Source organism: Magnetospirillum fulvum, from assembly GCF_900108475.1.
In the GTDB taxonomy this organism is placed as follows: Bacteria; Pseudomonadota; Alphaproteobacteria; order Rhodospirillales; family Magnetospirillaceae; genus Phaeospirillum; species Phaeospirillum fulvum_A.
The window spans coordinates 1-13,802 of the sequence record NZ_FNWO01000007.1 but is presented as its reverse complement, the minus strand read 5'-3'; the positions used below and the strand labels follow the sequence as shown (position 1 = coordinate 13,802).

Sequence of the window (13,802 nt, the reverse complement as noted above, 5' to 3'; positions counted from 1 at the left end):
ATGCTGCGGGTCGAAGGACTATATTCGGGCTATGGTCGGATCGAGGCCCTGCATGGGATCGATATCGACGTCAGGGAGGGCGAGATCGTCGCCTTGATCGGGGCCAACGGGGCGGGCAAGACCACCCTGTTGATGACGATCTGCGGCAATCCGCGTGCCAGCGCCGGGCGGGTGACCCTCGCGGGTGAAGATATCACCGGCCTACCAACCCATCTGATCGCCCGGCGCGGGCTGGCGCACTCGCCCGAGGGGCGGCGGATCTTTCCCCGGATGAGCGTGTTGGAAAACCTGCGGATGGGGGCGTCGATTGCCGATCCGCGTCACTTCAAGGACGATCTCGACCGGGTGCTGGGTCTGTTTCCCCGCCTGGGCGAACGGTTGGACCAGCGCGGCGGCACCCTGTCGGGGGGCGAGCAGCAGATGCTGGCGATCGGGCGGGCGCTGATGAGCCGTCCCCGTCTGCTGCTGCTCGACGAGCCGTCGCTGGGACTGGCACCGCTGGTGGTGCGCCAGATTTTCGAGATCATCGCCACAATCAATCGCGAGCAGGGGGTGACGGTTCTGCTGGTCGAGCAGAACGCCTTTCACGCTCTGTCGTTGGCCCACCGCGCCCATGTGATGGTGACCGGGCGGATCGCCCTGTCCGGTTCCGGTGCCGAACTGTTGAACAATCCTGAAATCAGGGCTCATTACCTTGATGGCGGGGCGGGAGGAGGCGCGGTTTCGACTTCATGAAGCTCCGAATTGCCATCGGTGTCGCCCTGCTTGTCGGGATCGCTCTGGCCGTTTGGGTCGCGAAGCCCGCGCAGGGACTGGCCGGAGCCTCTCCGGCGGGGGCTGTCAATGTGTCGCGTCCCGCCGCCCCCGTTCTATCGGCGGCGCTTCCCCGGTTGCGGGTTCTGGTTGACGATTCCTATCCTCCTTATGCCTTTCGCGACGAACAGGGAGAGATTCAGGGGATCATTCCCGATCTGTGGGCGCAATGGTCGTCCCGCACCGGCATTCCGGTGACGCTGCTGGGGATGGATTGGGGCGAGGCGCAGCGGCGGTTCAATGCGGGCGAAGCCGACGTGCTCGACATGGCGTTCTGGACTGCGGCGCGCGACGAAATCTATGATTTTTCGCAGCCTTACGCCACCATCGACGTTTCAATCGTCTTCGATTCCAGCCTGTCGGGGATCACCGACGCAGCGACGTTGCGGGGCTTTTCGGTTGGGGTCAAGGACGGCGATTCCTGTATCGATTTCCTGGCAATGCGCGGGATCGACAGCATTCGCCGCTATCCCAGCTACGAAGCGATGATCGACGCCGGGGCCGAGGGCGAGATCAAGGTCTCCTGCATCGATCGCCCACCCGCAATGTACTACCTGATCAAGAAAGGGCTGGAGGGACGCTTCCGCGCGTCGCAGCCGCTCTATTCCGGCCGGTTCCATTGGGTGGTGCTGAAAGGGCGTCAGGACATCCGCACTATCGTCGCGGCCGGGTTCGAGCGCATTTCCCCCGATGACCGCAAGGCGATCGAGGACCATTGGCTGGGGCGGTCGTTGAGCGCCCAAATCGATGATGAGCTTGTGCGCAACATCCTGATTGGTGGCGGACTGATTCTGCTGGTCGCATTGTTGCAACTGGTCTGGTTGGGGATGTTGCGCCGCCAGGTTGGGGTTAAGACCCGCGCGTTGACCTCGGCCCTCAACGAACTGACGATCAGCGAGGCTCGTTTCCGCACCATCTTCGACGCGATCAACGATTCGATCCTGATCTTCGATATCGAGACCGGCGCGGTCCGGATGGTCAATCGGAAGATGCGCGAGACCTTTGGCTATACGCCCGAGGCGGTCGCATCCCTGACCGTCGGGGCGTTGGTCGAAGGGAACCCGCCGTTCGACGGCGAAACCGCGCTGGCCATCGTCCGTCGCGCCGTCGAGGATTCTCAGGTTCTCGAATGGCTGGCCCGCCATCGCGATGGAACCCTGTTCTGGGTCGAGGTCGATCTGCGCCGGGTCTTGATCGACGATGGCGGCCCCAGCGTGTTGGCGATGATGCGCGACATCACCGAGCGTAAGGAAAGCGCCGATGCCCTGGCCCGCACCATCGACGCCCTGACCCGGTCGAACACCGATCTGGAACGGTTCGCCTATGCCGCGTCGCACGATCTGCGCGAACCGTTAAACACCCTGGTCCGCTATGCCCAGCTTCTGGACGTTCGCTATGGCTCGCGCGATTCCGACATCTCCGAATTCGTCGGCTATATCGTCAGCGCCGCCAAACAGATGATGCGCTTGGTCGAGGGATTGCTGGAATTCTCGCGGGTCGATTCGGTCGGTCGCGGTTTCGATACGGTTGAGTCCGGCCGGGCGCTGTCGGTGGCGCTCGGCTACCTGTCGAATGCGATCGTCGAAAGCGGGGCGATCATCCGCACCGGGCCGATGCCGGTCGTCGCCGCCGACGAGGTGCAACTGACCCAATTGTTCCAGAATCTGATCGGCAACGCGCTTAAATATCGCGACCGCAACCGGGTTCCGGTGATCGCGGTGTCGAGCCGCCGCTCGGGCGAGATGTGGGAGTTTCTGGTTGAGGATAACGGCATCGGGATCGACGCGGCCTATCTCGATCAAATCTTCGTGATCTTCAAACGGCTGCATACCCACAGCGCGATTCCCGGCGTCGGGATCGGTCTGGCGTTGTGCAAGCGGATCGTCGAGCGCCATGGTGGGAGCCTGTGGGTCGAATCGGCCCTTGGGGTCGGAACCTCGTTTCACTTCACCCTGAGCCCTCCGCCGGGCACTCCGATTGAGGGCGGGCTTGCTTTTGACGGCCAAGGGTCTATATAACCTTTCTTCCCTTTCGGGCAGTTAATGGCGGACTTAGACGATGGCTCGTGTCACGGTTGAAGATTGTGTTCTCAAGGTTCCCAACCGCTTCGAGCTGGTTCTGATGGCCGGGCAGCGCGCCCGTGACATCTCCGGCGGTGCGCGGCTGACCCTTGACCGCGACAATGACAAGAACCCGGTGGTGGCTCTGCGCGAGATCGCCGAGGACACCGTCGTGCTCGACGTCCTGCAAAATTCCCTGATCCAGGGCTTGCAGAAGCATGTCGAGAACGACGAGCCGGAAGAGGACGAGATGGAAGGCTTTGCCGCCGACAGCGACCTCGCCTTCGAGACCGTCGCCAACGAAGACGAGATGCTGGAAGACGGCATGTCGATCAACGAGGACGGAACCGATCCCGATCCCGAACTGGTCGGTATCGAGACCCCCGACGAAGAGTAGCGTTTCCGGATCGGGAACGAGGGGCCGGTCTGCCCCGGCCGACCGGTCGTAGCCAGGGAGGCCCGCGACATGTCCCTCGACCCCCGTTCCTTTCGCAAGGCGCTCGGCAGCTTTGCCTCTGGCGTGACGGTCATCACCGCGATCGATCCTCGGGTCGATCTGCCGGTTGGAGTGACCGTCAGCGCTTTTTCCTCCCTCTCGCTCGATCCGCCCCTGGTGCTGTTCTGCCTGGGTCAGACCGGTTCGTGCGTGAGCGCGATCGAGGCGGCGGGCCGCTTTGCCGTCAACATCCTGGCCGACGATCAGCGCGATCTTTCCGCCCGCTTCGCTGGTCCGGTCGAGGATCGCTGGCGCGATCTGGCCTGGGAGGCTTTGCCCGGTGGGGCACCCGCTTTGCCGGGGGCGCTGACCGTGCTGGGCTGCACAGTGACTCGCACCGTTCCGGGCGGCGATCATCTGATCTTTATCGGTGAAGTCGAAACGATCCGCTCCCGCGAGGGGGCGCGTCCGCTGATCTATCACGGCGGCGCCTATCTCGATCTTCCTTAAAACGGCTCATCGCGGAGCCTTTTTTTACTTCACTCCGGATTGACCGGGCGCGGAGCCAGGGTCAGCACCCATGCGCCGTCGTGTTCCAGCCGGAACGGGCGGTTGTCGCGCCAATCCTTGACCTGATCACCATAATGCGACGACATCGGATGCCCCGACTGGCCGGGCACGATCTGATACGTGCTGGTGTCGAGGGCGGCCAGATCGAACACCGCCCGCAGGGTCGGCCCATGGACATGGGGATAGCTTTTGTCGAGGAGGCGATAGCTGCCGCGTGACAGCGTGGCGTTGTCGCCATCGGTCGGGGTTTCCAGGGTCGCCCACCGCCGCAACAGCGGCATCTGTCCCAGCACCGGATGGGCAAAGCGGGCCCGGTGGGCGTCTCCCCAGCGCCAGCGCGCCATGTCGCGGCCCCAATCGGCTTTCAGATCGGCCAGAGATTGATCGAGGCTGCGTTCGATCAGCTCCTCGCAGCTCTCGGCGGCGGGGGTGGAGACGTCATCGCACCAGTGACGCCGCTTGGTCAGGGCGTCGATCAGCACCTGGGGCGAGGGCGGCGATTGCGGGTCATAGAGATCGCCCAGTTCGTCGGCGAAGACGGCGTGGGTCAGGGTCGCGACCCAGGCGGCAAGGATCAAGGGTTCGGGGCGGTCGCGCGAGACATCGCCGGTCCAGTCGGCGATCAGCCGCACCGCAACCCGTCCCCGCTCCGAGGCCGGGTCGATTCCGGTCAGCATATCCTTGAGTTCGACCGCCTGGAGCGAGACGAAATCGCCCTGGATCGCGACCATTTCGGCAGGCGTTATCGCCTTGCGCGGTTCCAGCATCTCGCGCAGCCGTTCCGCCCGATAGGTTTCGGGCCACAGCGCGGCGATCAGGTAAGGGTATTTGTCCGGGCTGGGACGATTGTTGGCGTTGATCAGGAGGCCGGAACGGGGGTTGACCGTCTGGGGCAGTTTGGCCGGGGGAATCCACCCGGTCCAATCGCCAGCTCCGGTCCAGCCCCGCGCCGGTGTCAGTCCATTGCCGGAGCGGCGGATCGGAATCCGCCCGACCGTGGTCAACGCGATGGTGCCGCCAACATCGGCATAGCCGACATTCAGCGCCGGAGCCTGAACCTCGCGCAGGGCCGCCGCGAATCCCGGCCAATCCCGCGCCAGACTCATCCGCATCAGGCTCTGAACCCCGGTGTCGCTGTCGCTGAGCGCCGTCGCGGCAAAGGCGACCACCTCGCCCGGTCCGGCCAGATCGCTCGCGATCAGGTCCGAGATCACCGGACCATGCCGGGTTTCCCGCACCCGGATCGGGACGTCGGAGCCGTCCTTGACCCGGATCACCTCGTCGCGGACGCTAAAGGGACGGCTCCCCTCGGGGGTCCGGTAGGCGGTATCGCCGTCGGTCTTCTCGATGAACAGATCGACGGTGTCGGCCTCGGCCGAGGTGAAGCCCCAGGCGATCTTGTCGTTATGGCCGATGACAGGAAACGGCAGGCCGGGCGCGGTCGCGCCCGCCAGCGACAGGCCCGGCACGTCGATTGCGGCCAGATACCAGGGGGATGGTACGGAGAAGGGCAGATGGGGATCGTTGGCGAGGATCGGCTTGCCGCTGGCACTGCGGCTTCCCGACACGATCCAGATGTTCGAGGCCGGAGCGGGCCTCGCCGCCGCCGGAATCGCTGCGATCAGAGCGCTCCAACCCGCGTCGGACAGGCCCGGCACGGACTCGGACGATCCGGCCGGAAACAGGTCGGGAATCCGTCTGGGGTCGATCCGCCGCGCCAGTCTGGCCCGTAAGATGTCATCGGGCCAGTTTCCCGCCAGTTGCAGCGCCATCAGCTTGTGCCAAAGCAATGAATCAACCGGGCTCCACGGCTCGGGACGCACTCCCAACATGGTGAATTCAAGCGGCAGACGGGTCTCCGGCGACGTCAACCACGCATTGACGCCGTTGGCATAGGCGGTCAGGGCGGCCCGCGTCGGCTCGTCGAGGCGGGGCAAAGAGCGTTCGGCGAGCCGACGCAGCCCCAGCGTCCGCATGAAGCGGTCGCTGACCAGCCCGGTCGGCCCAATCGCTTCGGACAGGCGGCCAGAGCCGAGACGGCGCATAGAGTCCATCTGCCACATCCGGTCCTGGGCATGGACCCAACCCAGGGCGAACCATGAATCCTGGCGGTTGGCGGCGCGGATATGGGGAACGCCCTTGGCGTCGCGGGCAATGGTGACGGGGGCGGTGAGGCCGGTCAGCTCGATCCGGCCGGTTTGACGGGGCAGCGGGCTCATCAGCATCAGCCAGAGAGCGGCACCCCCGAGCAGGGCGGTCAGAACCAAGGCGTTGACGGCGATGACCCCCCGTCGCCGCCGAGACGAAAGGCGGTTTCTGGCTGCGGCGGTTTCCTCCGTCACGATCGCTCCCCCCACCCTCGTTGCGGCGGATGTCGCTGCCGACCTTAAAGTGGTACCGCCAACCGGCAGAGCCTGTAAAGCGAAAGCGCGGCTTCGCCTTTGGCCGTTGCGGTTCGCCGTGCTATAGGGAGGCGGTCAGAAACGCCCGGATCGAACAGGATCGAGACCACGATGATCGGAAAACTGAACCACGTTGCTATTGCCGTTCCGGACCTTGCCGCCGCGACCGCTCTTTACCGCGATACGCTGGGCGCGGTCGTTTCCGAACCGGTGCCGCAGCCCGCGCACGGCGTCGTCGTGGTGTTCGTCACCCTGCCCAACACCAAGGTCGAATTGGTTCACCCGCTGGGCGATGCCTCGCCGATCGCCGGGTTCCTGGCCAAGAATCCGAATGGTGGCATCCATCATATCTGTTACGAGGTCGCCGACATCCTGGCCGCCCGCGATCAGTTGAAGGCGAGCGGGGCTCGGGTTCTGGGCGATGGCGAGCCCAAGATCGGCGCTCATGACAAGCCGGTGCTGTTCCTGCATCCGAAGGATTTCTGTGGCACTCTGGTCGAACTCGAGCAGGCTTAGACGGAATCGGCCGGGAGGCAGGCGATGAACTGGTATTGCGATATCGCCCCCGGCCACCCGTTCCACGGCCCTTATCACGACAACGAATACGGCGTTCCGATCCGGGACGACCGGGCGTTGTTCGAGCGGCTGTGCCTGGAGATTTTCCAGGCCGGTCTGTCCTGGCTGATCGTGTTGAAAAAGCGCCCGGCCCTGGTGGCGGCGTTCGACGGATTCGACCCCGACCGCGTCGCCAGCTATGGCGCGGCGGAGATCGAGCGTCTGATGTCCGACGCCGCGATCATCCGCAACCGCCGCAAGATCGAGACGGTGATCGGCAATGCCCGCAAGCTGCTGGAGATTCGCGAGGCCGAGGGATCGTTCGCCGCCTGGATCGACCGCCACCATCCCCGCGACAAAGCAGCCTGGGTCAAGCTGTTCCGCCAGACCTTCGCCTTTACCGGTGGCGAGGTGGTGGGCGAGTTCCTGATGAGCATCGGCGTTCTTCCCGGCGCTCACCGCCCTGATTGTCCGGCCTTTGTCCGGATACTCGAGCTTGATCCGCCGTGGCGGAAAGTCGATCCAACAGTCTGAATTTAAAAGATATTACATCTCGTCCGGGCTGCGCCGGTGTACTGCCATGCCCGCTACGGCCTGACAGGACGGCATCATCTCGATCCGGCTGATATTGACGTGAGACGGGGCCGAGGCGGCCCAGAACACCGCTTCGGCGACATCTTCCGAGGTCAGCGGTGTGGTCCCCTCATAGACCTTGGCGGCCTTGTCGGGATCGCCATGGAAGCGGACGGTGGAGAATTCCGACCCGCCGCACAGGCCCGGCTCGATATTGGTGACGCGCAGCCGGGTCTTGACCAGATCGGCCAGCAGATTGGCGGAAAATTGCTTCACCGCCGCCTTGGTCGCTCCATAGACGTTGCCACCGGGATAGGGAAAATTCCCGGCGATCGAGCCGATATTGACGATATGGCCGCGATCGCGCTCGACCATGCCGGGCAGAATGGCGCGGGTGACCTGGACCAGCCCTTTCAGGTTGGTGTCGATCATCGTGTCCCAATCGTCGGGATCGGTGGCGTAGGCCGGTTCAAGCCCCAGGGCCAGCCCGGCATTGTTGGCAAGGACGTCGATCGCGGCGAAGTCGGGCGGCAGAGCGGCGACAAAGGCGGCAATCGCGGCCCGGTCGCGCACGTCGAGTGGAGCGGCATGAACCGGGGTTTCCAACTCGGCTTTCAAGGAATCCAGCCGTTCGACCCGACGCCCGCAGATCACCAGCCGCGCCCCGGCGGCGGCGAAGCGGCGGGCGATGGCCGTGCCGAATCCGGCAGTGGCTCCAGTCACCATCACGGTCCGGTTGGTCCAGTCGGCACTCATCACCAATCCTCGTTCTGGCTGCGGGGTCAGTTTTTCATTTCGGACGCGCGGGGCGGCAGCGGGCGACGCGGGTCGGGATCGCGCAACATCACCAGATGCGGCATCGGCGACAACGGGTTGTCGATCTTCCAGATATAGACCCGGTTGGTCCCGAACTGACGGACTTCGGTCGCGTTGTTTTCGACGACGTTGGCGTCGGTGGTGACGCGGAATTCGCCTTCCATCGTCAAGCCGAGTTCGGCCAGAATCTGGGCGTCCGAGGGCTTTAACCCGTTGGCGGCGACGATGATCGCCCCGTTTTCGAGCGAACGGAGCGCCAGCATGCGGGCGTCGCGGCGGATCAGGGCGGTCAATTGGACATTGCCCAGGCGTCCGGCCCGTTCATACTCGACGGAGAAGCGGCCGCGGCCGCGCGATTCGATCTTGCGAAAGGCAATGTCGCGGACCAGATCCTTGCGGATGTTCTCGATCCGCTCGGCCTCGTCCTTGGGATCGACCTTGCCCTTGCGGTAATCGTCGAGGATCGGGGCCCACATCAGGTCGCCCTTGTAGCTGAGAGCGAAATCGCCATAGCGCGACAGCCGCAGCTCGGCCCGAAACTTGTCGGGGATGTAGCACGACGACAGCAGGAACAGGGCGGCCAAAACCGCCAGCCGTTTGGTCCATTCAGCCGCCACGGCCACCTCCGCTGGGCTCCAACCGTTTTGCAGCCTGCCACAACGCTTCCATTTCGTCGAGCGATGCGACGGCGGGCGAGCGTCCTTCGTCGCGCAGGGCGCGTTCGATATGGCGGAAGCGGCGTTCGAACTTCTCGTTGGCCCGCGCCAGGGCGCGGTCGGGATCGACCGCCAGCTTGCGGGCAAGATTGACGCAGACGAACATCAGATCGCCGATTTCGTCCTCGACCCGGTCATGCGGTGCCCCGGCGCGGATTTCGACCGCGACCTCTTCGGCTTCTTCCGCCAGCTTGTCGAGGATCGCCCCCGGCTCGTCCCAGTCGAAGCCGACCCGGGCGGCACGGTTTTGCAGCTTCAGGGCGCGGGTCATTGGGGGCAGGGCCCGGGCAATGCCGTCGAGAACGCCGTCTCCGCCCGCTTCGGCCCGTTCGCGCGCCTTGATCTCTTCCCACGCTTCCAGATGGGCGGCCGCTTCGGTCGGTTGAGCGTCGGAGAACAAATGGGGGTGGCGACGGATCATCTTTTCGGCGGCGGCATCGGCCACCGTTTCGAAATCGAAATGTCCATCTTCTTCGGCGATGCGCGACTGGAACACCACCTGAAACAACAGGTCGCCCAATTCGTCCTTCACCGCACCGCTGTCGTTGCGGGCGATCGCGTCGGCGACCTCATAGGCTTCCTCGATGGTATAGGGCGCGATCGTCGCCCAGCTTTGGGCGCGATCCCACGAACATCCGCGCTCCGGGTCGCGCAACCGCGCCATCACCACCAGCAAGCGGTCGATCGACCGCGTCGGGGCGCAAGGCGCGCAATCTTCGTCCATGATAGGGGGGCTCCGCCAGGGTGGGACAAGATCGTAGCACCCTGGCGTCACGAGGCAAGGATCAGAGTGATCCATTGTCCGGTCCCGACCGTACAAGCTGTTGTAACCACGATTTGAAAGGGAGTCCGTCGATGACCGAATGTTCCCCCGTCAGTGTCTATTACGATGGCGATTGCCCGGTTTGTTCCCGCGAGATCGCGACCTATCGGCGACTGACCCCCGAGGATGCGGTGCGCTGGGTCGATGCATCGTCCTGCGACGAAAGCGAATTGGGCGAGGGATTGGACCGTGCCCAGGCGCTGGGTTTGTTCCATCTGCGAGACGAATCCGGGCGCGTTCTGTCCGGTCTCGACGCCTTCATCGCGCTGTGGGCGCGGGTGCCGGGGCTTGGCTTTGTCGCTCGTCTGGCCGCGTTGCCGCCGATGCGGCTGCTGCTCGGGTTCGGCTATCGCGCTTTCCTGCGGGTGCGTCCGATGTGGCGGACAAGCCAATAGCACTGAAACCAAGCCGGTTGGGTTGTTGCCTGTGAATTGAGCAGGGGCTACAGTCACCCAGGCTTGGTACAGGCGACACGGGAGGATCGGGGGAAGATGGCGTTCGACGAAATGAAGTCGGCCGACGGTGGGGTCAGACCTGCCTTCCGGACCTACGAGGACTGGCTGTTGTCGATGCCACCCGATCTGTTGCCGCGCAAGAACGAACAGGCCGACGCCCTGTTTCGTCGTCTTGGGATCACGTTCGCCGTCTATGGCGATCAGGAAGGAACCGAGCGGCTGATTCCGTTCGATCCAATCCCCCGTATCCTCACCGCGCGGGAATGGAAACGGCTGTCCGACGGGTGTTGCCAGCGGGTGCGGGCACTCAACGCCTTTCTCAACGATCTCTACCATGGTCAGGAGATCATCAAGGCCGGGGTGATCCCGGCCGAGCGGGTGTTCAGCAACGGCCTGTACCGCCCCGAGATGCAGGGGCTGACCGTCGCCCGCGACGTTTATATCCATATCGCCGGAATCGATGTCGTCCGCACCGGCGAAGATGAATTTTTCGTGCTGGAAGACAATCTGCGCTCGCCGTCCGGGGTTTCCTACATGCTGGAAAACCGGGCGATGATGATGCGGTTGTTCCCCGATCTGTTCACCCGCTACAACGTCGCGGCGGTCGATTCCTATCCCGACCAGTTGCTGCGCAATCTGCGCGCGGTGGCTCCGTCCGCCTGTACCGGCGAGCCGACCGTGGTGGTGATGACGCCGGGCTATTACAACAGCGCCTATTTCGAGCACGCGTTCCTGGCCGAGCAGATGGGCGTCGAACTGGTCGAGGGCCGCGACCTGTTCGTCGAGGATGGGCTGGTCTATATGCGGACCACCCAGGGGCCGAAGCGGGTCGATGTGATCTATCGCCGCATCGACGACGATTTCCTCGACCCGGCGGCGTTCAATCCGACCTCGACATTGGGTGTTCGCGGCTTAATGGCGGCCTACCGCTCCGGCGGCGTCACCCTGGCCAATGCGATCGGGACCGGCGTCGCTGACGACAAGGCGACCTATATCCACGTTCCCGACATGGTCCGGTTCTATCTCGGCGAGGAACCGATCCTCTCTAATGTTCCGACTTGGCGGCTGGAACGCGAGGACGAACGTAAATACGTGTTGGAGCGGCTGCCTGAACTGGTGGTCAAGGAAGTGCAGGGAGCGGGCGGCTACGGCATGCTGGTCGGCCCGACATCGACCAAGGCCGAGATCGAGGAGTTTCGCGCCCGCATCCTGGCCAATCCGGCCAATTACATCGCCCAGCCGACCCTGTCGCTCTCGACGGTCCCGACCCTGGTCGATAAGGGGATCGCGCCCCGCCACGTCGATCTGCGGCCCTATGTCCTGATGGGCGAGACCGCGACCCTGGTGCCCGGCGGGCTGACCCGGGTGGCGTTGCGCGAAGGGTCGCTGGTGGTCAATTCGTCGCAGGGCGGCGGAACCAAGGATACCTGGGTGCTGGAGATCGACCCATGCTGAGCCGCACCGCAGATCATCTCTACTGGATGAGCCGATACATGGAGCGGGCGGAGAACATCACCCGCTTCGTCGAAGTCGCCAACCGGCTGTCCTTGTCGGTGCCATCCACCCGTGACCGCGCGGCCTGTTGGCAGCCGGTGCTGACCATCGCCGGTGGTGAGGACGATTTCGCCGCCCGTCACGGCGAACGCTCGGCGGTGTCGGTGATCGAGTACGCCGTGCTCGATCCGACCAACCCGTCCTCGATCTATTCCTCGCTGCGAGCCGCGCGCGAGAATGCCCACGCTGTCCGCAGTGTGATTCCGGTCGAGACCTGGGAATCGCTGAACGGAACCTGGCTGGAAGCACGCGGACTGGACGGTCCCCGTCTGCGCGAACAGGGACTGATCGCCTTTTGCGAATGGGTGCGCGAGCGGTCGCACCAGTTCCGCGGCATTACCTACGGCACGATGCTGCGCGACGAAGCCGATTACTTTATCCGCCTCGGCACCTTCCTCGAGCGGGCCGACAATACCGCCCGTTTGCTCGGGGTGCGGGCCACTGGAGTCGCTCCCGGTCAGACCGATGTTGATGCCGACGATCAATTGCATTGGGCGGCGGTGTTACGCTCGGTCAGCGCCTTCCGCGCCTTCCGCACCGTTCACGGCGGCGACATCACCCCCTTGCGGGCGGTCGATCTGCTGGTGATGCGGGCGGCATTGCCGCGCTCGCTGCACTCTTGCCTCAATCAGGTACGTGACATTCTTGAACGCCTCAACCCGCAAGCGGAATGCACCCGTCTGGCCGGGGCCGCGCATGCCCACATCCATTACGGGCGGCTCGACCATCTGCTGTCGCGGGGGCTGGGGCCGTTCATCGACGATTTCATCGACGCCAACAACAGCCTCGCCGATCAGATTCACAAGGACTTCCTGCTGAGCTGAGGGACGGGAGAGAACAGGGGATGCGCCAGCGTCGTCTGCTGATCGCGGCTGTGGCGGTTGGGTTTGTCTTGGCCGGACTGGGCGGCGGGTGGGAATACCGCCGCTGGGCCGCCCAGGCGATCGACCCCGACGATGAAATCCAGGTGGCGCGGGGGGCAGAGCTTTATGCCGCCCAATGCGCCCGCTGTCACGGAGCCGGGTTGCAGGGCGAGCCCGACTGGCAGCGCCGCAAGCCCAATGGCGAGCTACCGGCTCCTCCGCATGACGCCAGCGGCCATAGCTGGCATCATCCCAACGAATATTTGTTTGCCGTGACCAAGCACGGGATGGCGCGTTTCGTTCCGCCCGATTACAAAAGCGCGATGCCGTCCTATGTCGGCATTCTCAGCGATGCCGAGATTCGTGCCGTGATCGCGTTCATCCAATCGACTTGGCCCCCGGAGATCCGGGGGCGTCAGGCGGCGATTTCGGCGCGGTGAGGCCGCCCAACGGGGAGGGATAGAAGCGTGACCGCCACGGTCCAGATCGGACAATACAGCTATCAATGCCGCCCTCGCTGGGGCTTCGGCACGCCGACGCATCCCCGGTTGACGGCGATTCTGGAACGCGGTCGGTCGGGCTATGCCCGCAGGTTGGACGCGCTGGCCGAATTGCGGCCTCTGTTCGCCGCGATCCCGCGTGAAGCCCCCGACGACTCGCCCAGCCCGCGCTGGTTCAATCCCTGGTTCACCTCGCTCGATGCGCTGGCGCTGTGCGGGATGCTGGTCCGCCACGATCCCCGTTTGCTGATCGAAATCGGCTCGGGCAATTCGACCAAATTCGCCCGCCACGTTATCGCGGCGCGGAACTTGCGGACCAAAATCGTCTCGATCGATCCCCAGCCACGGGCCACGGCTGTCCGGTTTAAATTTCTGGACTAAGTGCACGGCGTTGATTCTACTCGTGTTCAGACGTTGGCGCGTCTCCTGGACACGAAATTGGAGCCAACACCGTGCGACACAAGAATAGCGTTCTTCACGACCTTTTGAAGCATGTTCCGTGGGGTGAGTTCGACCGTCTGGTCAGCGAGCACAGGGCGGACAAGCATGTCCGTCGTCTTTCGACGAAGAGTCAGTTTGTCGCGCTTTTGTACGGCCAGCTTTCGGGAGCAACCAGCCTCCGCGAGATCGTCGGCGGCTTGGAGAGCCACGCGGCCCGTCTCTACC

16 protein-coding genes are annotated in these 13,802 nt (G+C 64.3%); 12 read left to right on the top strand and 4 right to left on the bottom strand.

Annotated elements, in window-relative coordinates; genetic code table 11:
* The 4 genes from BLW40_RS09645 (at window position 1) to BLW40_RS09630 (ending at window position 3,819) form a co-directional block, all read left to right on the top strand.
* Window positions 1-735 carry an ABC transporter ATP-binding protein gene (locus BLW40_RS09645; protein WP_074768001.1) on the top strand — a complete coding sequence of 245 codons (735 nt, stop codon included), beginning with the start codon at window positions 1-3 and terminating at the stop codon, window positions 733-735.
* On the top strand, window positions 732-2,831 hold the full coding sequence (locus tag BLW40_RS09640) for an ATP-binding protein (protein ID WP_074767999.1): 2,100 nt from the start codon (window positions 732-734) through the stop codon (window positions 2,829-2,831). Before BLW40_RS09645 ends, BLW40_RS09640 begins: the two co-directional genes overlap by 4 nt.
* A gap of 40 nt (window positions 2,832-2,871) precedes the next feature.
* On the top strand, window positions 2,872-3,270 hold the full coding sequence (gene rpoZ, locus BLW40_RS09635; protein ID WP_074767997.1) for a DNA-directed RNA polymerase subunit omega: 399 nt from the start codon (window positions 2,872-2,874) through the stop codon (window positions 3,268-3,270).
* A 69-nt stretch (window positions 3,271-3,339) separates the two neighbouring features.
* On the top strand, window positions 3,340-3,819 hold the full coding sequence (locus BLW40_RS09630; RefSeq protein WP_074767995.1) for a flavin reductase family protein: 480 nt from the start codon (window positions 3,340-3,342) through the stop codon (window positions 3,817-3,819).
* 29 nt (window positions 3,820-3,848) lie between these two features.
* Here the strand turns inward: BLW40_RS09630 and BLW40_RS09625 are convergent, their stop codons facing one another.
* Entirely contained in the window at window positions 3,849-6,221 is a 2,373-nt protein-coding gene (locus BLW40_RS09625; protein WP_074768288.1) for a penicillin acylase family protein, read from the bottom strand.
* Window positions 6,222-6,392: 171 nt separating this feature from the next.
* Here BLW40_RS09625 and mce point away from each other — a divergent pair, with 171 nt between their 5' ends.
* Together mce and BLW40_RS09615 are read left to right on the top strand one after the other, a co-directional pair.
* Entirely contained in the window at window positions 6,393-6,797 is a 405-nt protein-coding gene (gene mce / locus BLW40_RS09620) for a methylmalonyl-CoA epimerase (RefSeq protein WP_074767993.1), read from the top strand.
* Between the two features lie 24 nt (window positions 6,798-6,821).
* Entirely contained in the window at window positions 6,822-7,370 is a 549-nt protein-coding gene (locus BLW40_RS09615; protein ID WP_074767991.1) for a DNA-3-methyladenine glycosylase I, read from the top strand.
* Between the two features lie 12 nt (window positions 7,371-7,382).
* Here BLW40_RS09615 and BLW40_RS09610 read toward each other — a convergent pair whose 3' ends face one another.
* From BLW40_RS09610 to mazG, 3 genes are read right to left on the bottom strand one after another with little or no spacing between them, the layout of a single operon-like run.
* Window positions 7,383-8,165 (bottom strand): SDR family NAD(P)-dependent oxidoreductase, encoded by a 783-nt coding sequence (locus BLW40_RS09610; protein ID WP_074767990.1) that lies wholly within the window; start codon window positions 8,163-8,165, stop codon window positions 7,383-7,385.
* Window positions 8,166-8,191: 26 nt separating this feature from the next.
* Window positions 8,192-8,842: a hypothetical protein gene (locus BLW40_RS09605; protein WP_244511122.1), complete on the bottom strand. Its 651-nt coding sequence runs from the start codon at window positions 8,840-8,842 to the stop codon at window positions 8,192-8,194.
* Window positions 8,832-9,665 carry a nucleoside triphosphate pyrophosphohydrolase gene (gene mazG, locus BLW40_RS09600; RefSeq protein WP_074767987.1) on the bottom strand — a complete coding sequence of 278 codons (834 nt, stop codon included), beginning with the start codon at window positions 9,663-9,665 and terminating at the stop codon, window positions 8,832-8,834. Before mazG ends, BLW40_RS09605 begins: the two co-directional genes overlap by 11 nt.
* Window positions 9,666-9,796: 131 nt before the next feature.
* Here mazG and BLW40_RS09595 point away from each other — a divergent pair, with 131 nt between their 5' ends.
* The 6 genes from BLW40_RS09595 to BLW40_RS09570 all read left to right on the top strand — a co-directional run.
* On the top strand, window positions 9,797-10,159 hold the full coding sequence (locus tag BLW40_RS09595) for a thiol-disulfide oxidoreductase DCC family protein (RefSeq protein WP_083386720.1): 363 nt from the start codon (window positions 9,797-9,799) through the stop codon (window positions 10,157-10,159).
* A gap of 96 nt (window positions 10,160-10,255) precedes the next feature.
* Window positions 10,256-11,674 carry a circularly permuted type 2 ATP-grasp protein gene (locus BLW40_RS09590; protein WP_074767983.1) on the top strand — a complete coding sequence of 473 codons (1,419 nt, stop codon included), beginning with the start codon at window positions 10,256-10,258 and terminating at the stop codon, window positions 11,672-11,674.
* The gene (locus BLW40_RS09585) at window positions 11,668-12,597 is read left to right on the top strand and encodes an alpha-E domain-containing protein (protein ID WP_074767981.1); all 930 of its coding nucleotides are present in this window, start codon (window positions 11,668-11,670) and stop codon (window positions 12,595-12,597) included. Before BLW40_RS09590 ends, BLW40_RS09585 begins: the two co-directional genes overlap by 7 nt.
* A 20-nt stretch (window positions 12,598-12,617) precedes the next feature.
* Window positions 12,618-13,076 carry a c-type cytochrome gene (locus BLW40_RS09580; protein WP_074767979.1) on the top strand — a complete coding sequence of 153 codons (459 nt, stop codon included), beginning with the start codon at window positions 12,618-12,620 and terminating at the stop codon, window positions 13,074-13,076.
* 27 nt (window positions 13,077-13,103) lie between these two features.
* Window positions 13,104-13,517, top strand: a complete 414-nt coding sequence (locus tag BLW40_RS09575; protein ID WP_244511121.1) for a hypothetical protein — start codon at window positions 13,104-13,106, stop codon at window positions 13,515-13,517.
* Window positions 13,518-13,588: 71 nt separating this feature from the next.
* The coding region (locus BLW40_RS09570) for a DUF4372 domain-containing protein (protein WP_139305554.1) at window positions 13,589-13,802 on the top strand (214 nt) is incomplete at its 3' end.

Coding starts and splice junctions, on each gene's coding strand:
- BLW40_RS09645 (WP_074768001.1), top strand. CDS start 1: ATGCTGCGGGTCGAAGGACTATATTCGGGCTATGGTCGGATCGAGGCC.
- BLW40_RS09640 (WP_074767999.1), top strand. CDS start 732: ATGAAGCTCCGAATTGCCATCGGTGTCGCCCTGCTTGTCGGGATCGCT.
- rpoZ (WP_074767997.1), top strand. CDS start 2,872: ATGGCTCGTGTCACGGTTGAAGATTGTGTTCTCAAGGTTCCCAACCGC.
- BLW40_RS09630 (WP_074767995.1), top strand. CDS start 3,340: ATGTCCCTCGACCCCCGTTCCTTTCGCAAGGCGCTCGGCAGCTTTGCC.
- mce (WP_074767993.1), top strand. CDS start 6,393: ATGATCGGAAAACTGAACCACGTTGCTATTGCCGTTCCGGACCTTGCC.
- BLW40_RS09615 (WP_074767991.1), top strand. CDS start 6,822: ATGAACTGGTATTGCGATATCGCCCCCGGCCACCCGTTCCACGGCCCT.
- BLW40_RS09610 (WP_074767990.1), bottom strand. CDS start 8,165: ATGAGTGCCGACTGGACCAACCGGACCGTGATGGTGACTGGAGCCACT.
- mazG (WP_074767987.1), bottom strand. CDS start 9,665: ATGGACGAAGATTGCGCGCCTTGCGCCCCGACGCGGTCGATCGACCGC.
- BLW40_RS09595 (WP_083386720.1), top strand. CDS start 9,797: ATGACCGAATGTTCCCCCGTCAGTGTCTATTACGATGGCGATTGCCCG.
- BLW40_RS09590 (WP_074767983.1), top strand. CDS start 10,256: ATGGCGTTCGACGAAATGAAGTCGGCCGACGGTGGGGTCAGACCTGCC.
- BLW40_RS09585 (WP_074767981.1), top strand. CDS start 11,668: ATGCTGAGCCGCACCGCAGATCATCTCTACTGGATGAGCCGATACATG.
- BLW40_RS09580 (WP_074767979.1), top strand. CDS start 12,618: ATGCGCCAGCGTCGTCTGCTGATCGCGGCTGTGGCGGTTGGGTTTGTC.